Origin of the sequence: Crinalium epipsammum PCC 9333 (genome assembly GCF_000317495.1) — a bacterium.
In the GTDB taxonomy this organism is placed as follows: domain Bacteria; phylum Cyanobacteriota; class Cyanobacteriia; order Cyanobacteriales; family PCC-9333; genus Crinalium; species Crinalium epipsammum.
In genome coordinates this window covers 18,528-40,149 of sequence record NC_019734.1, presented here as the reverse complement: position 1 = coordinate 40,149, position 21,622 = coordinate 18,528, and the positions used below count along the sequence as shown (strand labels likewise).

Below are 21,622 nucleotides of genomic sequence, written 5' to 3'. Positions count from 1 at the left end.
ATCGCTCCACAGTTCTAGAGGATTAAAAGAATGTTTTTTCCCGATAATTGCGATTGGCGTAAATAGAAGGTTCGTGCAACCAGGGGCAACCAGTAGTTGAAGCCTTTGCCCTGTTTAGGTTTCAGCCTTTACCTATTATATACTGAGCCAGTATCATCTGCGTTATGGTGGTCGAGGAGTGATGATTTATTGGCACGTTGAAAAGAAATCTACCTGCATCTATTCCGGCGTTGAGCCGAGATACGTGTAAAAAAGTGCAATATAAAAGCGCAAAGCCTTAACCAGCAGTGGTTTTAGCTTTATAAGAACACCCACAAAAAGGACAGAAGCGAAATTTCATTGATGAGATGGGTTCAGAGCAGCTAGGACAACGATTGATCAGTTGAAAACCACAAAAGCAACAAAATTTAGCACGGGCATGAGTCCAAAGTGGATCGGGAGCAGTACCGGGAGTCCAGCAGTGTGGACAAAATTTTAATTCTGTAGTTGCAGCAAGTGGTAATCCCTTACTCACAGCATCAAGATACTCAACTGGGGTTTGCAAAGCCAATGCCAACCCATTGAGAGTTTTATAATTTAACCGCGAAGTTAGACCTCGTTCAATTTTTCCCAAACTTTGCAAATGAATTCCAGCCTTCAGCGCAACTTCGTGTTGGCTCAACCCTAAACTAGCACGCACTCGTTGCACAAAACTAGCTAAGGTTTCTTGTTCTTGGGGCAAATTAGTATGTTCTGAAATCGACATAAAAATGTGTTTTAATTAACTGTTGGTTCTACGTCAATCTTTTAAAGTTAATAAATCGTTTATTAAAATAATTTCCACCAAGTGTCTGTATCTTTAGCTACAGTAACTACTCAATTTTTAGAAAGACAGGGATTAGCCCCAAACACTATTCGCTCTTACGAAGGAACATTAATACCTTTATTGCAAGAATATGGGCGAATGCCTGTAGAAATTCTCAGCCGAAAGGCACTAACTGAATATTTAGATAGCTTAGATAATTTAGCCTATACTACCCATCATCGACATCAAGCAATTATTCAAGCTTTATTCAATTTCGCTGTTGAACAAGGTTACATTAAAGTTAATCCTATCGCTCGGCTGCGACGGCGAAAACCTGATCCGAAAAAAGGCGAACATTTAGCCGATGAAGTAATTCGTTATCTCACCGTTACTCAAATTCAATTACTGTATCAGGTAGTGGCATCCGATAGCCGAATGCGTGCATTGGTAAAACTCCTACACCGCAGTGGAGCTAGGATTGGAGAAGTTTTAGCCCTCAACCTTACTGACATAGATTTGAGCAATCACAAATTCTACGTGGTTGGTAAAGGTAATAAGTCACGTTGGTGTTTTTATAGTGAAGATGCTCAAGTAGCTTTAGAACATTATTTGCGTTATTATCGCCACAAAAGCTCTATATCGGCATTATTTACCGCTCAACATCCTTGTAGTTATAAAGTTACCCGTTTAAGCTATCGTACCGTTCATAAAAACTGGGCTGAATTAATTAAACCTGTACCAGAGCTAGCTGGTATACGTCTGCATGATTTACGACATACATTTGCTACAGAACGAGTAGGATTAATGGGAATTGAAGAACTAAGAGCTTTGATGGGACACGCCAATATCCAGACAACATTACGTTACCAAAAAGTGACATCAGCCCGGTCAGAATATGTAGCGAAACAAGCACTTAATTATTTAATCAACAATAATATTTAATTGTTAATTTGGACAAAAAGAGCGCGAGTTTTTCCGGTGATTTTCTGGGTAATTGAGTAGAAATGCTGAGTAGATATTATACTCTGTACTAGCTGAGTGAGAGTTGGAGACTATCCCCCATTACATCAATTGAGCGTACTGCTTATCCACAGTTCAAACCTTTACCTTCGGCTAAGGAACTGGCGGAACTGTATACCCCAACAACAGAAGAAATTAAGTTTGTGCGCTCTAATGTACGAACACCAACAGGATTGCTGGCACTGATGGTAATGCTGAAATCGTTTCAACGATTGGGTTATTTCACAGACATAGAATCAGTTCCGACGGCTATCATTGCTCATTTGCGGAAATGCCTCAATCTCAGCGTTAAGGTATCGGCTATTCCTTCAGTTCGCTCAAAACGTTATTATCAACAAGCGATTAGGACTTACTTGGGTGTCAAGCCTTATGATCGAACCGCGGGAACAGCATTTAACCCAGACACAATCTCTATTAGGAGTGTTGGCAGAAATTTTAACAGCCTCCGATGAAACTCCTGATGCGATGACTTTAGGAAGTCAAGTCCAGTCGGTTTTACAGGTTCATGGTGGTACAGCTTTACTATTGCAGCAGTGCGAAGAGATTACTGCTTACAACAGTCATAATTACTTACCTTTGTTATGGCGATTCTATAGCCGCTACCGTAAGCTGTTATTCGAGTTAGTTAGGTCGTTAGATATTCGCTCTACTTCTGCCGATGAATCTGTGATTGATGCAATGGCTTTTGTACTTGAACAGGAACACCGTCGTGCCAAGTGGTTGCCTGCGACTATTGATTTGAGTTTTATCAACGATGCTTGGCGACGATTGGTGGTAACGAAACAAGGAGATACAGAAGTCCTAGTCCGAACTCAGCTAGAAATTTGCTTGTTTGTGCATTTGGCTTCTGAGTTGAAGACTGGCGATGCTTGCGTAGTGGGGTCGGAAAATTATGCAGATTTCCGAGAACAACTTTTACCTTGGTCTGAATGTTCTTCTCTGGTGGAAGAATACTGTCAGTCGTTGGAAATTCCCGCCGATAGTGTTCAATTTGTGGAATATCTTCAACAAAAGTTGACGCTCCTGGCTCGTGAAGTAGACCAAATTTGTTCTAATAGTGACCAGATAACAATTAACAGGGAGGGAGAACCTGTACTCAAGCGGCTTGTAACTCAACCCCAATCTGAAGAGGCTTTCCAATTAGAATCAGCTATTTTACAACGATTGCCGGAACGCAGTTTATTGGATATTTTATGCAATGTCGAGCATTGGTTACATTGGACTCGCCATTTTGGCCCGATATCGGGGTCGGAAGCGAAATTAACTCAAGCAGGCACACGTTATATCCTGACGACTTTTGGCTATGGTTGCAATTTGGGGCCTAACCAAACGGCTCGTCACTGCCGAGGCGGAATTACCAGCCATATGCTGTCTTACATTCACCGTCGTCATATCACTGCTGATAAGTTGCAAGCAGCAATCAGGGATATGATCAATGCTTATAATCAACTGCAATTGCCTTCTTGTTGGGGAACAGGACAACGAGCGGCGGCGGACGGTAGTAAGTTTGAGATTTACGAGAACAATTTGTTAAGCGAGTACCACATTCGCTATGGCGGTTATGGTGGGATTGCTTATCATCATGTTTCGGATACTTACATCGCGCTGTTCACCCACTTTATTAATTGTGGCGTTTGGGAAGCAGTTTATATCTTAGATGGATTGCTCAAAAATACCTCAGATATTCAGCCCTCAACTCTGCACGCTGATACTCAGGGACAATCGGCTCCGGTGTTTGCTCTCTCCTATCTGTTAGGAATTAAGTTAATGCCGCGTATCCGTAACTGGCAGGACTATACTTTCTTACGCCCTAGTTCACAAGATGTTTATGAGTATATTGACCCATTGTTCAAAGGGGTAGTGGATTGGAAGCTAATTCACACCCACTGGCAAGATTTGATGCGTGTGGTGTTGTCGATTAAGGCGGGTAAACTGATGCCATCGACTATTTTACGCAAATTGGGCAGTTACAGTCGCAAAATCGTCTTTATCAGGCTTTTCGCTGTTTGGGACAGGTGATTCGCACAATGTTTTTGTTGGAATATATTTCAGATTGCGGGCTACGTCAGGAGATTACTGCCTGTACCAATAAGGTAGAAAGTTATCACGGTTTTTTAGACTGGCTATTTTTTGGTAAGGATGGGGTGATTACGGAGAATGATCCTAGCGAGCAGGAAAAGCGGGTTAAGTATCTTGACTTAGTAGCGAGTGCGGTAATTCTCCAGAATGCTGTGGATATTTCGCAGATTGTGCAGCAGTTAAGTGCTGAAGGGTACAAGATTAACCGGGATTTGTTAGCAAGTTTGAGTCCTTATTTGACTAGGCAGATCAAACGTTATGGGGATTATGTGGTGGATTTGCAGAACGTTCCGCCGTCTTGGGAGCAAGCTATTGTTTTGCCAATTGAATAAAATTTCTGAAATTCATAACTGACAAGGCTTTGCGCTTCTATCTTGCACTTTTTTACACGTATCTTGGCTCAACGCCACCTAGAAAAGCGTCTTACAATAAAGCGAGAATCTGGAATATCTCTCGACTTCACCATCTATAAACCCGCAGCAAATTACATAGTTAGCTGCATAACCGTTGGGTTGATGGTAGGCGAAATGGTGACACCTAAAGTATCGTATCAATCTAAGGAACGGAACGAGGAAAAACGTCATCAACTTCATGGGGTTGACATCCTATGTGGGAGGCTGTGATTAAGCTTCTAACGGAAGGTGACGGGTAGGATGGGGGAACGAAATTGCCCCCAGCAACCGAGAAGTTTAGAAATGGATTAGACCATGCGTAGACAAGCGGACTGTATCTGGCTCCGACTAGATAATACCACTGGGATTGGTAACAGGTCGCATTGACGCGGAAGGGTAAGCTCCCAAGCCCCGATGAACGGCTAAGAAAGGACTAAATGAAACATAGACTGCCAATTTAAGGAAAACGCACGTCATGCGAACAAGTTGAACGGACTGAAGCTGTAACTGTCCAGCTTAAAGGGGAATACAAAGCTCCGAATGTACGGAAGATTCAAGACGGTGGCGAGGTGGAAGTCGATTCCTGAAAACGGCTTATGAATGGGATTTTGGGCATAACCCAGTTACCCACAGGTTGCTAGGAGCCGGATGCGATGAAAGTCGCACGTCCGGTTCTGAAGGAGAGGTGCATCGCAGTAATGCGGACATCGACTCTAACTGTGGCTGACTTCTATAAAGAAAGGCATGGCAAGCCACCAGGAAAGCAGTTATTTAAGAATACTCAATCTACAGCTATACCAGCGACAGATGTTGATTTATTAGATGAAGCTATTAATAAAGTTATTAGTATAACCAACGGTAACTTAAACAAAAAGGGATAAATAGGCGTTATCGGGAAGATTACAAGATTTAGCTGATTGGGAAAATTTAACTGATTCAAGAATTGGAATAATAATGGAAAATACAGAAACTACAAAAACTACATTATTTGATAAAACCTTCCGCGACAGTAATGGCGAAATTGTTATAGCTCAGATGCCCAACCTGCTACTGATTGTTTTCCTAGTAGCTACAATATTCTCCCTAATCTTTACAAGTGGCAAAATCAATACAGTGTTAGACCTACTAGCAAATGGCTCGTTGTTTACTTGGGCGTGGCAGGAATTATTTGAAGGAGTTAATTATTTTCGCAGAGGGCTAGGTCTCTTTGTATTTATTGGTATTATCGCATCAAAAATTATGTAAGCTAAAATCTACTTATGACTAGATGTTAGCCGGATTTTATGATCTGGAAGTAACTCAAAAAATGCGTTGTTTAAGTTTTGAGTTACTTCCTTATGCTAAAGGGGATAATGAAATTGGGTTGAATTAATTTACTCGTCTAAAAACCACAATTACTCATTATTGAAAAATTCAGTCATAAACGTTAATAGACATTCTTAAACAAGCTCAAATTGACGGAGAAGTTTATTGAAATTTTAAGACATTTGAAGGTAAATATGCAAAGTATTCAGATAAAAACTCACATAGGCGAAGATGGATTACTTCAGGTGAGATTACCTGTCGAAATCCAAAACAAAGATGTTGAAATAATGATTATTATTCAACCATTAGAACCTTCAGAAACTCAATCTCAACCTAAAAATTGGCAACCAGGTTTCTTTGAGGAAGTAATTGGCGGATGGGAAGGAGAACCTTTAGTTAGAGAACCTCAAGGAGAATTACCAGAAAGAGAACCTTTCTTATGAGTTATTTATTAGATACTAATGTTTGTATCAAGCTACTCAATAATACCAGTTCTTTAGCTGTACAAAGATTAGCGCAACAAGAACCAAAAGATATTTATTTATGTACAGTAGTACAATTTGAATTGTACTATGGAGCTTATTGTAGCAGTCGGAGAGAACAAAATTTAGCCAAGTTAGAGCGTTTATTCAATCAGTTTACTACAATAAATTTAGATATTAAAGCAGCTAAAATAGCTGGGCAAATTCGCGCTGAGTTAAAAAATAAAGGAACCCCTATAGGAGTTTATGATTTACAAATAGCCGCGATAGCTATAGCCAATAACTTAACATTAGTTACCCATAATGTGTCTGAATTTCAGCGAATTAAAGAATTAAATATAGAAGATTGGGAAGCAGAACCATAAAAAAGTCAGCTTGGCTGTTGTCCATTAAAGAATTATTTGTCAGTTTCAAACAATTAATGCCCAGCAGAACGACAGTTCGACTTCTATGCGGCACAGTGATGTTCTAGGCACTCGAATTTCAATTTTAAAGAATTAGTGTCACGCATGAGTCTCTCTCCATAGTGTCACCAGGCTGCGAGCGCGAGAAATCGAAGTGCCACGCGACAGCTAAAAGCTATACCAGAAAGGAAGCCCAGAACATTTATTGCTTTAAGCCACATCTAATATTCGCAATCATTACTGTCGGCAGAATACGGCAGGTAATCGCCTTTTTCCCAGGCATAGTGACTTATGTGCCACTTGTTATCGGTATAGGCACCACCAGAAGTGATTTGAACAATGCGGCATATTTGAGCTTCAGGATATCTAGGGGTAGGTTTGCGCCAAACTAAATCATCAACAGAAGGGAAAGGTGGCAAGGATTTTTGCTCGATTTTAATTGCTGATGGTGCTGATAAAACAGTGGACGCGGGCGCTTCCGTAGTTGGAAGTTGTTGTTGCTTCAGACGTTTAATCTTGGCTTGAGTATTTTTATCTAAATGAGACCAAACTATTTTTTTCCAATTGTCAGGTAGACCTTTTTCTGCTGCTATCTGCGTTACTGCTTTTAAATCAGAGCCAGTTTCTACAAGCATTAGTAATTCAGAAACCTCCTTGAGAGCAGGGGATAGTTCCGGCGGCTGTTTTGATTGACTACCCTGAACACATTGATTTTCCGTAACTTGAGCCACTGGATCAGGGTGGATCAGGGGTGAGGATAGAGATTGACTATTTTCAGTTTGTTTTTGGATCTCGTCAAAACTTTTTTCATGGCTCAAAAGTAACCCTGATCCACCTGATCCACCCTGATCCACATCTCTAGAAGCTTGATTTTCCGTTGTTTGAGGGTGGATCGGGGTAGATTCAGAATTTTGAGTAGACCCTGATCCACCCTGATCCATATTTCCACCATCAGGGGAAAATGGAGGAGGAATGGGGCTACCGCCGCCACCATCAGTACCAGGATCATCATCAGGTGGCTGGGGATTCCAGAAATCCTCAAACTCCATCAACCCGCCTTCAACGCAGTGGGATTTGAGACACTTCCACTCTGGTTCGTGGCTTCCTTTAGAGTCCGTTTGATAACCGTTAGACGATTGAAAGTCGGACGCAATATCTACAAAGGTTCCTGGGAGAATCTCCATATTTGTAAAGTGGGCTGGTTGCATCCGGCGCAAGCCATTTTTCATGGCTCCCCAGCGACGGTCTACGAAGTTTTTAGTTAAAACATTCTTAAAGTGCGAAATAAACTTGGACATCCCAGAAGCAACATAACCGTGAGCTTGGCAATAAGCTGTGTATAAGCTGTGCAGCAAATGGGTAGGCATAATGGTTTGTTCTTCTGTGGGTCGTAGGCACAGATCCACAAAAGATTTCACTGAGTCACCATAGAGGGCAGCGTCGTGCTTTAAATTAACAATGCGGTGATTGGTGGGTGGAGTAAGCAGGATAACATCGCGTTCTGAACGCGGCATTGCTAAAGCCCAAGAGATGATGTCAGCTTTGACTGCTTCTAGTTTCTGTCTTAACTCTGGGTCAACTTTGCTAGGTTTGCCTTGAGTTGGTATGGGATAAGCGCGACGCTCCCAGCCATCGCCAGCATTTTCGATCTGGAGATGATCTACTGAGCCAACCCAGAAGCGGCAGTTGAAACTTTTTTGGTAGCCAGTTGGGTTGAATAACGCTCGTCCAGTTAACTCGCCATTGTCTACCAGTTCGTAGAAAGCCCGTAATCCAGTAACATAACCGCCAATGTCGGGAATACCGAAAATTGTTTTTCCAGTAAGATATTGATGTCGCCCTTCCGGTGTGGCAATGTCAGAGAAGACACCACTGCCTGAACCATCGTCTCCATACAAACTGTTCCACAATCGTCCCAAGGTTCCTTTACCGCTGCCAGATTGACCTAGCAGGTGGGGGAATACGCCGTAAGGGGCTGTGGGGTCAAGGAACATGGAAGTAAATGCTCGGATGACGGGGATCAAGTCTTCTCCGTAGGCATCGCACAAGAATTGGTAAAAAACGGATGGGCAGGGGCGGTTGGGATAATAATCGTAGGAAATGCCGGAAGTGAGGTAGTATTCTGGGCTGTGGGGCATGGTTTCCCCTGTTCGCATATCTACTGTACAGTTACGAAACGCCCGCAGATGCCCGTTAGTGGGTAATGGCTCTATGGGTTCTAATCGCTTGCGACAATATTTAAAGGCTGACTCGGCATGATTGTTGGTTTCGTAGGGGTGTGAGTCAACCCAACCTTCTTCTTTACTTAGTTTTAATTTGAATGCCCTATCCCCAGCATCAGTAATAATTTTATGGAGCAGCTTATCTGGCTGATTCTGCCAGTAACCTAGCCCTGTGTAGCGGTAGAAGGCGGTATCAATTGTTTTCCAATCTTTTTCTCCCGCTTCAAAACAAGTTCGGTAAACATAGCCATCAAAGGTGCCAGCAGTGACGCAGTGTTCAAACGGTAGTCCTAATGATTTACAAATGCGTTCGTAGCGCCATTCGCGGTTGTTTTGTTTCTGGTTGTGGTCGTCAGAACTAAAGTCTGAGTTGTCGCCACCGTTACCGCCTCCACTATTACCGTTGTTATTGTTATCACCTCCACTATTACCGTTGTTATTGTTATTGTTACCGCCTCCATTGGATGAGCCTGTATATGATTCTTGATATTGGGTATTAATTTCCTTGATCCATTGTGAGTAGGATATGGCTTCATCCATTGCAGTTTCAAAAGCTTCAACTTTGTGATTTACAATTAAGTCATCGCAGCCTTTACCAAGTGCTAAATCCCACTGGATAATGCGAGTGATTGAGGTTTTGTCAGTTCGTTTGATTAGTTGGCACAACTGAATGAGGGCGCGACGTACTGGGGTTTTCTCTACGATGTCTGCGTCAAATGCTAAAAATACTGGGCGACCAGGTACGATAAATTCAGTTAGGGATTCGAGTAGTTTCTTGCCGCTTCGTTGTCCACAAGTTACTCCAGCAAGGCAGATGGCTACCCAGCCATGACCTAACAGGCAAGCTGCTTTCTTGATGCCTTCGGTGATAATGATGGGAATTTCGGGATTGTTCCGTACCCATGCCCAAAATCCGAGGTCATCTCGCGTGTTGTCAATGTCGTCTTCTGTGAAGGGAATGCCTGTGCGATCGCTAATTTTGATCCAGTCGTTTAAAGTTAGTGCTAGATAAATAGCTTCTATCCCTTTGTTTGATTGGGATTTTTTGGGGAAGCTGATGTATTTGGCTGGTTCAGAATCAGGAAAATCAATCGGTTCATCTGGTTTAAATTGTCCGTTATTACTCCGCTTGCCTGTAAGGGGGTCGCAGGAGAGGACGTACCAGCCTGTAGTACCTTTGTAATATTTCCAACCGAGCAATTGTGCTACTATCTCTGGCGAGTCGCTAGTGTGTCGTAGGTTGGCACTTGCGATACTTTCGGATATACCGCTAAACTCTATCCACTCTTGTTTACGTTCGTCATGTGTAAGGGTAGATTGGAGTCGGTTGGCTTCCTCTCGCTGGCGATGACGTTCTTCTCGTTCTGGTTCGGTTAAGATGCGAGCGATCTGTTTGGTGTCGTTACAGTGCCAGCAGTTATACTTACCATTATTGGAAAAGGTGAGTTTTGGCTCGTTGCAGTTCGGGCAGATGTAGCAACCTTTTTTGGCAGGTTGCAGGACTGAAGAGAAGTTACGGATATCGAAGGTGTGTGTCGCGTCGGAATGTTCGTATGACATGGCTCTTTCCCTGTATAGCGAGTTGTGGATACCGCCTGACAGGGTTTGAGGGCTCACTACCACCTATATATATAGTTGTGGCTTACTTCCGGTAACTTTTAGGTAGCACTCAAACCCATGTAGTGGGGGAAAGAGAGCTTTGCTTGTCAACTAAAGATTTTGAATTGACTCATCTGTCATTTATTTCTGAAAAAAATTTAAAAAAAATTTAATTTTGGGGGTACAACTCAAAGGATCTTCATGGATAATAGAAGACAAGACACTCTTTCCCGCACTTTTCAATTGCTACGGTGGTGTCTGGACAACTCGCACCGATAGCAAGGCGGGGAAATGTTTATCTGGCTCGATTAAAAAAAAATCTATATGCCCTTGAAAAACCCTTGTTAAAAGCAGGGGTATTTTCAGTTTTAGGGGTTGTTATGCTTCACCTCCTTTAAGAGTTGTGTTTGTCACCATCTATATTTTGCAGTAGCGTTTGCCACGCCTCAATCTGCTGTTCTAGTTGCTGGCGACGATTCCCCTTTGGCTTAGTAACTGATAATCCACTATTGAGCATTTCTTGATATAGCCCTATCAGCCCTGTTAAAGCCGATTTGATTGCCTCCTTTTCGATGGCTCCTAACTGGTTTGATATTCCTGAATTTGCAGCTTTTTTTCAACGATCTCAACTCGATTTTTAAGTTGCTCGAGATCAGAGCGAACACCTTCAGGTGGTATTACACCTAGATACATAGCGATCGCTTCCCTTACTAAGTCAGTGCGACTTTTCCCAGTCTGCTGCGCTATTTCGTCCAACTGTGCCATCCATTCTTGAGGTAATCGAGCACTAGCTAGCGGCGATTCTGCCATTTTACACCTTTTGTATACGCTGATAACAAATTTACTTTTATTAACAGTGACTCCATAAAAATGTTACATTGTATTGTGTATACGATGTATACAGTTAGTCATGAAGGGTCAGTTACCAGCGGCACAAGCTTGGCCGCCTCCCGCTGGCAACTGTCTCCCACCTAGTCAGAAAGGAGACACTTTAATAATGCCAAACAGTGACATAGTAATTGCAACACCTCAAAAGTTAAGAGGTGTGCAATGAACGAAGATTTTCAAGTAATCCTTCGCCAAGCCATCCCCGATGATGCTCACTCCTTTCTACTACCCACTAGCCTTGTAGCATCTGGGTACGGAGTCAGCGAATCAAGTATTCGCAGCCAAAAAAGCCGCCACAGTGATGAACTACTGGAGGGCATTCACTGGATTAAAATTCCAGTCAACAATGGACTATTTAAAATTATGTGGACACGTCGCGGCGTAATTCGCCTGGGACTGTTCATCGAATCAACCAGAGGCAGAATGTTTCGGGATTATGTCGAAACATTAGTGCTGTCACATTGGAACAAAACTAACACACCTCCAGCAGAAGTGCGATTCGTTGAAGTGTGAATCACGGTGAAAGTCCGTACATAGCACTTCGGCGTTGAGCCAAGATACGTGTAAAAAAGTGCAAGATAGAAGCGCAAAGCCTTGTCAGTTATGAATTTCAGAAATTTTATTCAATTGGCAAAACAATAGCTTGCTCCCAAGACGGCGGAACGTTCTGCAAATCCACCACATAATCCCCATAACGTTTGATCTGCCTAGTCAAATAAGGACTCAAACTTGCTAACAAATCCCGGTTAATCTTGTACCCTTCAGCACTTAACTGCTGCACAATCTGCGAAATATCCACAGCATTCTGGAGAATTACCGCACTCGCTACTAAGTCAAGATACTTAACCCGCTTTTCCTGCTCGCTAGGATCATTCTCCGTAATCACCCCATCCTTACCAAAAAATAGCCAGTCTAAAAAACCGTGATAACTTTCTACCTTATTGGTACAGGCAGTAATCTCCTGACGTAGCCCGCAATCTGAAATATATTCCAACAAAAACATTGTGCGAATCACCTGTCCCAAACAGCGAAAAGCCTGATAAAGACGATTTTTGCGACTGTAACTGCCCAATTTGCGTAAAATAGTCGATGGCATCAGTTTACCCGCCTTAATCGACAACACCACACGCATCAAATCTTGCCAGTGGGTGTGAATTAGCTTCCAATCCACTACCCCTTTGAACAATGGGTCAATATACTCATAAACATCTTGTGAACTAGGGCGTAAGAAAGTATAGTCCTGCCAGTTACGGATACGCGGCATTAACTTAATTCCTAACAGATAGGAGAGAGCAAACACCGGAGCCGATTGTCCCTGAGTATCAGCGTGCAGAGTTGAGGGCTGAATATCTGAGGTATTTTTGAGCAATCCATCTAAGATATAAACTGCTTCCCAAACGCCACAATTAATAAAGTGGGTGAACAGCGCGATGTAAGTATCCGAAACATGATGATAAGCAATCCCACCATAACCGCCATAGCGAATGTGGTACTCGCTTAACAAATTGTTCTCGTAAATCTCAAACTTACTACCGTCCGCCGCCGCTCGTTGTCCTGTTCCCCAACAAGAAGGCAATTGCAGTTGATTATAAGCATTGATCATATCCCTGATTGCTGCTTGCAACTTATCAGCAGTGATATGACGACGGTGAATGTAAGACAGCATATGGCTGGTAATTCCGCCTCGGCAGTGACGAGCCGTTTGGTTAGGCCCCAAATTGCAACCATAGCCAAAAGTCGTCAGGATATAACGTGTGCCTGCTTGAGTTAATTTCGCTTCCGACCCCGATATCGGGCCAAAATGGCGAGTCCAATGTAACCAATGCTCGACATTGCATAAAATATCCAATAAACTGCGTTCCGGCAATCGTTGTAAAATAGCTGATTCTAATTGGAAAGCCTCTTCAGATTGGGGTTGAGTTACAAGCCGCTTGAGTACAGGTTCTCCCTCCCTGTTAATTGTTATCTGGTCACTATTAGAACAAATTTGGTCTACTTCACGAGCCAGGAGCGTCAACTTTTGTTGAAGATATTCCACAAATTGAACACTATCGGCGGGAATTTCCAACGACTGACAGTATTCTTCCACCAGAGAAGAACATTCAGACCAAGGTAAAAGTTGTTCTCGGAAATCTGCATAATTTTCCGACCCCACTACGCAAGCATCGCCAGTCTTCAACTCAGAAGCCAAATGCACAAACAAGCAAATTTCTAGCTGAGTTCGGACTAGGACTTCTGTATCTCCTTGTTTCGTTACCACCAATCGTCGCCAAGCATCGTTGATAAAACTCAAATCAATAGTCGCAGGCAACCACTTGGCACGACGGTGTTCCTGTTCAAGTACAAAAGCCATTGCATCAATCACAGATTCATCGGCAGAAGTAGAGCGAATATCTAACGACCTAACTAACTCGAATAACAGCTTACGGTAGCGGCTATAGAATCGCCATAACAAAGGTAAGTAATTATGACTGTTGTAAGCAGTAATCTCTTCGCACTGCTGCAATAGTAAAGCTGTACCACCATGAACCTGTAAAACCGACTGGACTTGACTTCCTAAAGTCATCGCATCAGGAGTTTCATCGGAGGCTGTTAAAATTTCTGCCAACACTCCTAATAGAGATTGTGTCTGGGTTAAATGCTGTTCCCGCGGTTCGATCATAAGGCTTGACACCCAAGTAAGTCCTAATCGCTTGTTGATAATAACGTTTTGAGCGAACTGAAGGAATAGCCGATACCTTAACGCTGAGATTGAGGCATTTCCGCAAATGAGCAATGATAGCCGTCGGAACTGATTCTATGTCTGTGAAATAACCCAATCGTTGAAACGATTTCAGCATTACCATCAGTGCCAGCAATCCTGTTGGTGTTCGTACATTAGAGCGCACAAACTTAATTTCTTCTGTTGTTGGGGTATACAGTTCCGCCAGTTCCTTAGCCGAAGGTAAAGGTTTGAACTGTGGATAAGCAGTACGCTCAATTGATGTAATGGGGGATAGTCTCCAACTCTCACTCAGCTAGTACAGAGTATAATATCTACTCAGCATTTCTACTCAATTACCCAGAAAATCACCGGAAAAACTCGCGCTCTTTTTGTCCAAATTAACAATTAAATATTATTGTTGATTAAATAATTAAGTGCTTGTTTCGCTACATATTCTGACCGGGCTGATGTCACTTTTTGGTAACGTAATGTTGTCTGGATATTGGCGTGTCCCATCAAAGCTCTTAGTTCTTCAATTCCCATTAATCCTACTCGTTCTGTAGCAAATGTATGTCGTAAATCATGCAGACGTATACCAGCTAGCTCTGGTACAGGTTTAATTAATTCAGCCCAGTTTTTATGAACGGTACGATAGCTTAAACGGGTAACTTTATAACTACAAGGATGTTGAGCGGTAAATAATGCCGATATAGAGCTTTTGTGGCGATAATAACGCAAATAATGTTCTAAAGCTACTTGAGCATCTTCACTATAAAAACACCAACGTGACTTATTACCTTTACCAACCACGTAGAATTTGTGATTGCTCAAATCTATGTCAGTAAGGTTGAGGGCTAAAACTTCTCCAATCCTAGCTCCACTGCGGTGTAGGAGTTTTACCAATGCACGCATTCGGCTATCGGATGCCACTACCTGATACAGTAATTGAATTTGAGTAACGGTGAGATAACGAATTACTTCATCGGCTAAATGTTCGCCTTTTTTCGGATCAGGTTTTCGCCGTCGCAGCCGAGCGATAGGATTAACTTTAATGTAACCTTGTTCAACAGCGAAATTGAATAAAGCTTGAATAATTGCTTGATGTCGATGATGGGTAGTATAGGCTAAATTATCTAAGCTATCTAAATATTCAGTTAGTGCCTTTCGGCTGAGAATTTCTACAGGCATTCGCCCATATTCTTGCAATAAAGGTATTAATGTTCCTTCGTAAGAGCGAATAGTGTTTGGGGCTAATCCCTGTCTTTCTAAAAATTGAGTAGTTACTGTAGCTAAAGATACAGACACTTGGTGGAAATTATTTTAATAAACGATTTATTAACTTTAAAAGATTGACGTAGAACCAACAGTTAATTAAAACACATTTTTATGTCGATTTCAGAACATACTAATTTGCCCCAAGAACAAGAAACCTTAGCTAGTTTTGTGCAACGAGTGCGTGCTAGTTTAGGGTTGAGCCAACACGAAGTTGCGCTGAAGGCTGGAATTCATTTGCAAAGTTTGGGAAAAATTGAACGAGGTCTAACTTCGCGGTTAAATTATAAAACTCTCAATGGGTTGGCATTGGCTTTGCAAACCCCAGTTGAGTATCTTGATGCTGTGAGTAAGGGATTACCACTTGCTGCAACTACAGAATTAAAATTTTGTCCACACTGCTGGACTCCCGGTACTGCTCCCGATCCACTTTGGACTCATGCCCGTGCTAAATTTTGTTGCTTTTGTGGTTTTCAACTGATCAATCGTTGTCCTAGCTGCTCTGAACCCATCTCATCAATGAAATTTCGCTTCTGTCCTTTTTGTGGGTGTTCTTATAAAGCTAAAACCACTGCTGGTTAAGGCTTTGCGCTTTTATATTGCACTTTTTTACACGTATCTCGGCTCAACGCCAAGTTAAATCTCCCTTGAAGTAAGGCTTGAGCCGGATGAGTGCGAAAGTCTCATGTCCGGTTCTTAGGGGAGGGGAGAGAGGTGACTCTCGAACCTTACCCGACACTTAATGTGAAGCACCTAGAAAAGCGTCTTACATGAAAGCGAGAATCTGAATAAATCTCGACTTAACCACCTTTAAACCCGCAGCATTATTTAATGGATAGCTGCATAACCGTCGGGTTGGTGGTAGGCGAATTGGTGACACCTAATGTATCAATTAATCTGAGGAACGGAACGAGGAAAAACGTCTCTAACTTCTCAGGGTTGACAACCAGAGTGGAGGGAAATGATTAACCCCTTACCGGAAAGAGACGGGTAGGATGAGGGCGGAAATTGCCCTCGGCGACCGAGAAGTCTAGAAATGGATTAGACCATGCGTAGACAAGCGGACTGCCTCTAGTTATCAACTAGATAATACCACTGGGATTGGTAGCAGGTCGTATTGACGCGGACGGGTAAGCTCCCAAGCCCCGATGAACGGCTAAGAAAGGACTAGGTGGAACATAGACTGATAATTTAAGGAAAACGCACGTCATGCGAACAAGTTGAACGGACTGAAGCTGTAACTGTCCAGCTTAAAGGGGAATACAAAGCTCTAAATGTACGGAAGATTCAAGACGGTGGCGAGGTGGAAGTCGATTCCTGAAAACGGCTTATGAAGGGGATTTTGGGTTTTAGCCCAGTTACCCATAGGTTGCTAGGAGCCGGATGCGGTGAAAGTCGCACGTCCGGTTTTGAAGGAGAGGTGCATCGCAGTAATGCGGACATCGACTCTAACCGTATTTGCTTTACACCTACAGCGTTTGGGGTTTATTTGGGCTTGAACTTTGTTCAAGTCCCGTTAATAGAAGGTAGTGAGGTATTAACTTTAGATAGTGATTTTAGAATTTATCGAAAGAATAAGAATGATCTAATTGATTTGATTATTTTTGATAAGTTATAAACACTGCACAAGTCCTTCATTGGAATAAAGTTAACTAACACCCACAGTGGCAACTGTTAGGAATAGGGCTATCGCCCTTTATGAATTAAAGACGATGGGGCAAAAGGAGTCTATTTTATCCCTGTAATCAGTATTCATACAGCTTTCACTATTTTAATAACTTTTCGTTACTACAAACAGTTTTAACTACTACAAACAGTTTTTAGTATTATAAACAAGTTTTCAATAGTACAAACATTTTTAATAATTAATAAGTTTTAGTTACTATAAACAGTTGGCAATAGTACGGCAGTTTTCAGTAAGAAACGCGATAGCGTTTTTAAAAAGTTAAAACAATTAACCCCTTGCATTTTATAGCAAGGGGTTAGGAATGTTATGCGTTATTGCCAAGACTGGAGTTTCGAGATTTCATCCTAAAATACCAATAACAGCTTTATTTTGTATCACTTGACATTATCCTCATTAATTTAATTGTTGAAACTACCAACCTTTAGACTGTCCCAACTGCAAAAGTGCGTCTAGCATCTGTTTACCTTTGGAGTAATTTGTTCCGCCCTGTTTCAGTACATCCTTGATAATCTCGCTGTCGCTAATCCCTTGCTGTTGCAGTGCCGTTACAGCTAGATAAGTAGGTCTATAACCTTCCATTTCCTCGTCTGTTGCAGGTGTTACAGCATTGGCTGTTGCAGTCGTTAGAGAATCCGTTACAGGTTCGTTAGTAACTTCGTTATCCCTTGCTGTACCGTCGTTACGCTCGTTATAACTATTTGACTGTTGCAGTGTAACGGGTTGCTGTTGCGAGGGTTGTAACGCTGTAACGGCTTCTGATTGATACCGTTGTTCCTGTACCCATTGCGAAGTGGCTAACTGACTGATAAAGTCTGCTTTTTCTGCCTGTTCTATTGCTTTCAAAAGTGGTGTAATGCGCTGTAACTGATGCCCTGTTGCAACGGCTGTAACACCGCAACAGCTAGTAATAAACAAGGAAAGATAACGCAGTGAAACGCTAAATTTATCTTTGGGATTGGGGAACAGAAATGGGCTAGATGACCAAAGCAACAGCCCTATTACAGTTGATGAGCCACCAACTAAAGCGAGTAAGTTTCTATTGCTTCGGAGTTGATCTTGAGGCGACGATATTTTTATCATGCTACGTGCCTCCAAGTTCTACCTCTTGCTATGTTCCCAATCGTAGTATCGTAAACACCATATAATTTTGCTATTTTAACCCTGCTCATTCCACCGTCTAAAAGCCTTTTTATTGCTGTTACTTGAGCTTCGTTAAGCTTGTTGTTTCCGTTCCTAGAGCCTTTTGAGTTTCTTCCTTTTGCAACACAATCTTTTATATTTTCTGCCAGAGTTCCTGTAGATAGGTGAGCAGGATTAACACATTTACGATTGTCGCAGTTATGTAGGATAGCTAAGTTACTAGGTATTTTCGTTTCATTGAAAAACTCAAAAGCTAACCTGTGCAGTTTCAGGCTTTTTTTAGTGCCATCATGCCAAGCTTGTAAACGCCCATACCCCTTAACATCTAAGTACTTTTGTAACTCATGGCAACCAGTCTTAGAATTAATCTCGACAATGCCTGGAGCTAAAAAACGCCGTAAAAGATAGAATTGTTCTTCTTGTTCCAGATCATAAAAACTAATAGTTAGACTTACTGTATCCATTGAATTATGCTCCCAATTAAAGTAATTGTAATTATGGTGATAAGTCCACCAATATACTGTTGATAGGTTATCTGCATTATCTCACTAAGGTAATCGTCAACCAGCCCTGCAACTACAAAGCACAAACTAACAACCACTACAAGCCAAAAAGCATAAGCTTGGAACCTTGGCACAACGTAAGCTGTATAGCTGAACAATCCGCAACAGCTAACCCCAATCAGAAAATAACCACCTAATTGAATACCTTTACCCATGATGAAACTCCAATAAAAAAGGGTAGTGAAATTAATCACTACCCAAGGTTTTAACTATTAACAGCCATAAGATTGTTTGATGGCATTAATCGCATTAGCTGCATTAACTTCTGCTGATTTAACTTCACTGTGCATTTCTGCATAATGAGGGCGCAAACTATGTAAATCCTTAGCTAATTGAGCATCAGCTTGTTTTTTTTCAAGCTCAGTCCGAGCTACTTTCGATTGGTAGCGACGGTGTGTGGTGTGTACAGTGGTATCAGAATCTTCAATATTTTTCAGGGCTTTATAAGCACTAACTGAAGCAAGAGCTTGTACTTTCTTTTGCTTGGCTAAGATGCGTAATGCGTCTGCTTCAGCTTTATTAAAGTAGCGGGGGGCTTTGACAATTGGCACAGTTCTCACACTGCTAAAGTCTGCATTATTGGGGGTGATAACATCTTTATCAGTTGCAGCTAGAACCTTATTAGTAGCGAGGTTATGGTTAGTACCATCATTTGCTAGTTGTCCACCTGCCTCAGTTGAGATGTTAGCTTTGTTGCGGGTGATAAATTTCAGTAGTCCCATGATTTAGTTCTCCTTAGATTCAGTTAGTAAATTTGTTTGATTGCCACTTAGAAGCAGTTCTGGATTACAAGGTTTTAAACCCAGTTCAGTCAGCAAGGTTACGCACTCAGTCGATGTCATGGGTTTTGCGATCGCAATTCCGATATTGCGCGTAACAGCCTTGTCAATGCGTCCGATTAACCCTTGTGTAATGGCATTTGAAACGCTCTCGACCAAAGGAATGTAACGCTGTAGTGGGTCATGCGCTGCGGGTGACTGCTGCGGTGTTGCGCTATCCGTTTCACTGCTTGCAACGCTAATCGTTTCACCGTCTGAAACGCTAACCGTTTCACCGTCTGAAACGCTTGAAACGCCTTGCAGAACGTCTAAACCTGCTTGTGTCCAGAATGTCGATCCGTCCTGGTTAATCCAGTGAGTACCCTCAACTAGCAAGTCAGCTTTGCGCGACTTCCAAGTGCGTAGCGTTCCGGCACTCACGCCTAATAATTCAGCAGCTTGGGCAGTGCTAAGGACTTCGTTGCTCATCACCGCCTACCCTCGATAAAACCTGCAAGCTTACCAGCACAGACATCTTTATCGGTTTGAAGCTGTGCGATTTTCTGCTGCTGTAAGTTGTCAGCCTGTTGCAACACTGCAAGCTGGTTAGAGTTCCAGCTATGTTGCAGAACGTTTATGCCGATGCTGCATAGGAATAGAGGGAATAGCACAGAGGTAGCGTTATCGCTGTTGTTATTGGAGGAATCTTGCATAATTCCCTCCACAGTGCGATCGATCTAGTACTTTTTCATTCATCATTAGATTTGTCTCCTATCTGCTTTGGTTGGTAGGAACTAAGCGAGTGTGCAGTTTTCCAGGCTTGACACTCGCCTAACACTTATTTACCCATTATGTCACAATAAATTTGTAACATAATTACAATGCTATCGTGACATAATGGATATGCTTCTAGAAAGGAAACCTTTGATACGTTGGAAGCTGCGCGAATTAATGGCACGAAAACGGGTCAGTATCCGCAAGTTGGCAGAATTGACAGGAATGCACAGAAACTCTATAAACCATCTCCGAGATTTTGACGTACTGCCCCAGGTTGGAGCAGAAACACTCGAAAAACTTTGCAGAGCCTTACAATGCACACCCTCAGATCTCATTGAGTACATTCCCGAACCTGAAGAAGAACAAATTTAGCGATCACACCTGAACAGATTTATATTGGGATTAATTAAAATTTTTTAACAATGAAAAATTTAACAATTTTTAACATTTCTATGCCCTTTGGTACAGGCAAACCACCTTTTACACAATAAACTCCTAGCTGACTTTCCTTTCGCAGGCATCACCCAAACTAGAAATTATCTCGCTATCTAGCTAAACAATAAAATAATAGTTAAGTAGTGCGTAAACACGCTTGTTAAACGTAGCTAAAAGCAGGGCGAATGGGGCAGTAATAGGGGGAATTGCAAATGCAAACTACAGAAAAAAAGGACATTACATTACCTCCCCACAACTGGGAAGCATTGGAGCAACTAAAGGGAGAAAAGACCTTTCTCTCTTTTAAGTATGGTGGAATTAATCTTGCTGCGCTTGTCTTGATCCCGTTGCTCGGATATCCAGGAGTTTTCATATACGCATTGGCGTACAAACCCCTAGACCGAATTCTAAAGATTGCTCGGCTCATCGGAGTGATGTGCCAAGTGTTGAAAGAGTTTCAACACTTGGGAGTGCAGGTTTTTCCCACTTTAGAAGTGCCAGGTCAAAAAAACCCACTAGATTTATTGGTAAAAATTCCGAAGAAAGCTCATATCCTCATATCCATCCGTTCCAAAGGAGAATCAAAAATTGTTTACAACGAAGAAAAAGAAGCGCTGTATGTGAAACGAAAGAGGAAAGGTCTGAAAGTCTGGAAACCTTGCCCTCTTGTTGAATTAGGAGATTACACTAATTGGCTAAATAAAAATAGAGAATTATTTGGAATGTCTTCAAGAGAGGTTCGCAACGTCCCTCTAGCAAAAGTTTTAATTTTGTGGAAGCCAACCCTAATTGACGATCGTAAAGATGAATATTATACCACAGTAGGATCGTTAAAAGTTTTGATTTTGAAAAGAAAAGGTGCTGCTTTTTTGATTCCTGAAGAGGATATAGTTAAATTTATTAAGGCTTTCCTTGCTAGTTATGAGGAGAAAGAAACATAAAAATCGTTTAATAATTGTTATCTGTGTCGTGTGACGACACAGATGGTTCATTACAAACCAGGAATCGGACGCTCATAAATTTCAACCCAGAGCCTATTCCGATCTCAATTGTAAACTATCGTTGCTCCTGTAGCAACGCTTGTGAAGCAGCACTCGTGTAGCAACACAAT

The 21,622-nt window shown here is 42.0% G+C and carries 22 protein-coding genes and 4 pseudogenes; 14 read left to right on the top strand and 12 right to left on the bottom strand.

Features of this window, described 5'->3' with window-relative positions; all coding sequences use genetic code 11:
- Positions 1-151 precede the first annotated feature (151 nt).
- Positions 152-226 (top strand): annotated as a pseudogene (locus CRI9333_RS28195) (hypothetical protein); the annotation flags it as partial.
- Between the two features lie 51 nt (positions 227-277).
- Here CRI9333_RS28195 and CRI9333_RS23505 read toward each other — a convergent pair.
- Positions 278-745: a helix-turn-helix domain-containing protein gene (locus tag CRI9333_RS23505; RefSeq protein ID WP_015179979.1), complete on the bottom strand. Its 468-nt coding sequence runs from the start codon at positions 743-745 to the stop codon at positions 278-280.
- A gap of 81 nt (positions 746-826) precedes the next feature.
- Here CRI9333_RS23505 and CRI9333_RS23500 point away from each other — a divergent pair, with 81 nt between their 5' ends.
- The 8 genes and pseudogenes from CRI9333_RS23500 (at position 827) to CRI9333_RS23470 (ending at position 6,427) form a co-directional block, all read left to right on the top strand.
- Positions 827-1,726, top strand: coding sequence for a tyrosine-type recombinase/integrase (locus CRI9333_RS23500; RefSeq protein WP_015179980.1), 900 nt, complete (start codon positions 827-829; stop codon positions 1,724-1,726).
- A 92-nt stretch (positions 1,727-1,818) separates the two neighbouring features.
- Positions 1,819-2,127, top strand: a pseudogene (locus CRI9333_RS28655) (DUF4158 domain-containing protein); the annotation flags it as partial.
- Positions 2,126-4,215: pseudogene (locus CRI9333_RS23495) on the top strand (Tn3 family transposase); the annotation flags it as partial. The pseudogenes CRI9333_RS28655 and CRI9333_RS23495, both read left to right, overlap by 2 nt.
- Positions 4,216-4,257: 42 nt before the next feature.
- Complete coding sequence (locus CRI9333_RS27070; RefSeq protein WP_157462490.1) at positions 4,258-4,506, top strand: hypothetical protein; 249 nt, start codon at positions 4,258-4,260, stop codon at positions 4,504-4,506.
- Positions 4,507-4,928: 422 nt separating this feature from the next.
- Complete coding sequence (locus CRI9333_RS23485) at positions 4,929-5,156, top strand: hypothetical protein (protein WP_015179990.1); 228 nt, start codon at positions 4,929-4,931, stop codon at positions 5,154-5,156.
- A gap of 73 nt (positions 5,157-5,229) precedes the next feature.
- Complete coding sequence (locus CRI9333_RS23480; RefSeq protein WP_015179989.1) at positions 5,230-5,520, top strand: hypothetical protein; 291 nt, start codon at positions 5,230-5,232, stop codon at positions 5,518-5,520.
- A gap of 254 nt (positions 5,521-5,774) precedes the next feature.
- Positions 5,775-6,023 (top strand): hypothetical protein, encoded by a 249-nt coding sequence (locus CRI9333_RS23475; protein WP_015179987.1) that lies wholly within the window; start codon positions 5,775-5,777, stop codon positions 6,021-6,023.
- Positions 6,020-6,427 (top strand): type II toxin-antitoxin system VapC family toxin, encoded by a 408-nt coding sequence (locus CRI9333_RS23470; protein WP_015179986.1) that lies wholly within the window; start codon positions 6,020-6,022, stop codon positions 6,425-6,427. Before CRI9333_RS23475 ends, CRI9333_RS23470 begins: the two co-directional genes overlap by 4 nt.
- A gap of 260 nt (positions 6,428-6,687) precedes the next feature.
- Here the strand turns inward: CRI9333_RS23470 and CRI9333_RS23465 are convergent, their stop codons facing one another.
- The 3 genes from CRI9333_RS23465 to CRI9333_RS23460 form a co-directional block, all read right to left on the bottom strand.
- Positions 6,688-10,248, bottom strand: a complete 3,561-nt coding sequence (locus tag CRI9333_RS23465; RefSeq protein WP_015179985.1) for a DUF3854 domain-containing protein — start codon at positions 10,246-10,248, stop codon at positions 6,688-6,690.
- 433 nt (positions 10,249-10,681) lie between these two features.
- Positions 10,682-10,804: a hypothetical protein gene (locus tag CRI9333_RS28190; RefSeq protein WP_015179984.1), complete on the bottom strand. Its 123-nt coding sequence runs from the start codon at positions 10,802-10,804 to the stop codon at positions 10,682-10,684.
- Positions 10,805-10,866: 62 nt separating this feature from the next.
- Entirely contained in the window at positions 10,867-11,097 is a 231-nt protein-coding gene (locus CRI9333_RS23460; RefSeq protein WP_015179983.1) for a ribbon-helix-helix protein, CopG family, read from the bottom strand.
- Positions 11,098-11,337: 240 nt separating this feature from the next.
- Between CRI9333_RS23460 and CRI9333_RS23455 the strand changes: the two genes are divergently transcribed.
- The gene (locus CRI9333_RS23455; protein WP_015179981.1) at positions 11,338-11,688 is read left to right on the top strand and encodes a hypothetical protein; all 351 of its coding nucleotides are present in this window, start codon (positions 11,338-11,340) and stop codon (positions 11,686-11,688) included.
- A gap of 106 nt (positions 11,689-11,794) precedes the next feature.
- On the opposite strand, the pseudogene CRI9333_RS23450 reads toward CRI9333_RS23455, so the two are convergent.
- Together CRI9333_RS23450 and CRI9333_RS23445 are read right to left on the bottom strand one after the other, a co-directional pair.
- A pseudogene (locus CRI9333_RS23450) lies at positions 11,795-14,165 on the bottom strand (Tn3 family transposase).
- Positions 14,166-14,284: 119 nt separating this feature from the next.
- Positions 14,285-15,184, bottom strand: a complete 900-nt coding sequence (locus tag CRI9333_RS23445; RefSeq protein WP_015179980.1) for a tyrosine-type recombinase/integrase — start codon at positions 15,182-15,184, stop codon at positions 14,285-14,287.
- A gap of 81 nt (positions 15,185-15,265) precedes the next feature.
- Between CRI9333_RS23445 and CRI9333_RS23440 the strand changes: the two genes are divergently transcribed.
- Both CRI9333_RS23440 and CRI9333_RS26295 read left to right on the top strand, forming a co-directional pair.
- A complete protein-coding gene (locus CRI9333_RS23440; RefSeq protein WP_015179979.1) occupies positions 15,266-15,733 on the top strand; it encodes a helix-turn-helix domain-containing protein in 468 nt (155 codons plus the stop codon).
- 748 nt (positions 15,734-16,481) lie between these two features.
- Complete coding sequence (locus tag CRI9333_RS26295) at positions 16,482-16,769, top strand: hypothetical protein (protein ID WP_015179978.1); 288 nt, start codon at positions 16,482-16,484, stop codon at positions 16,767-16,769.
- A gap of 480 nt (positions 16,770-17,249) precedes the next feature.
- Here CRI9333_RS26295 and CRI9333_RS23430 read toward each other — a convergent pair whose 3' ends face one another.
- The 6 genes from CRI9333_RS23430 to CRI9333_RS23405 are packed head-to-tail and all read right to left on the bottom strand — an operon-like array spanning position 17,250 to position 20,012.
- Entirely contained in the window at positions 17,250-17,918 is a 669-nt protein-coding gene (locus CRI9333_RS23430; RefSeq protein WP_015179977.1) for a hypothetical protein, read from the bottom strand.
- Positions 17,915-18,442: an HNH endonuclease gene (locus tag CRI9333_RS23425; RefSeq protein ID WP_015179976.1), complete on the bottom strand. Its 528-nt coding sequence runs from the start codon at positions 18,440-18,442 to the stop codon at positions 17,915-17,917. Before CRI9333_RS23425 ends, CRI9333_RS23430 begins: the two co-directional genes overlap by 4 nt.
- The gene (locus CRI9333_RS23420) at positions 18,430-18,696 is read right to left on the bottom strand and encodes a hypothetical protein (protein ID WP_015179975.1); all 267 of its coding nucleotides are present in this window, start codon (positions 18,694-18,696) and stop codon (positions 18,430-18,432) included. The genes CRI9333_RS23425 and CRI9333_RS23420 overlap by 13 nt, the downstream gene beginning before the upstream one ends.
- Before the next feature lie 57 nt (positions 18,697-18,753).
- The gene (locus tag CRI9333_RS23415; RefSeq protein ID WP_015179974.1) at positions 18,754-19,263 is read right to left on the bottom strand and encodes a hypothetical protein; all 510 of its coding nucleotides are present in this window, start codon (positions 19,261-19,263) and stop codon (positions 18,754-18,756) included.
- 3 nt (positions 19,264-19,266) lie between these two features.
- Positions 19,267-19,788 (bottom strand): hypothetical protein, encoded by a 522-nt coding sequence (locus tag CRI9333_RS23410; RefSeq protein ID WP_015179973.1) that lies wholly within the window; start codon positions 19,786-19,788, stop codon positions 19,267-19,269.
- Positions 19,788-20,012: a hypothetical protein gene (locus CRI9333_RS23405; protein ID WP_015179972.1), complete on the bottom strand. Its 225-nt coding sequence runs from the start codon at positions 20,010-20,012 to the stop codon at positions 19,788-19,790. The genes CRI9333_RS23410 and CRI9333_RS23405 overlap by 1 nt, the downstream gene beginning before the upstream one ends.
- Before the next feature lie 184 nt (positions 20,013-20,196).
- On the opposite strand from CRI9333_RS23405, the gene CRI9333_RS23400 reads away from it, so the two are divergent.
- Together CRI9333_RS23400 and CRI9333_RS23395 are read left to right on the top strand one after the other, a co-directional pair.
- Positions 20,197-20,448 (top strand): helix-turn-helix domain-containing protein, encoded by a 252-nt coding sequence (locus CRI9333_RS23400; RefSeq protein WP_015179971.1) that lies wholly within the window; start codon positions 20,197-20,199, stop codon positions 20,446-20,448.
- Between the two features lie 275 nt (positions 20,449-20,723).
- Complete coding sequence (locus CRI9333_RS23395) at positions 20,724-21,452, top strand: hypothetical protein (protein WP_015179970.1); 729 nt, start codon at positions 20,724-20,726, stop codon at positions 21,450-21,452.
- Positions 21,453-21,622 lie beyond the last annotated feature (170 nt).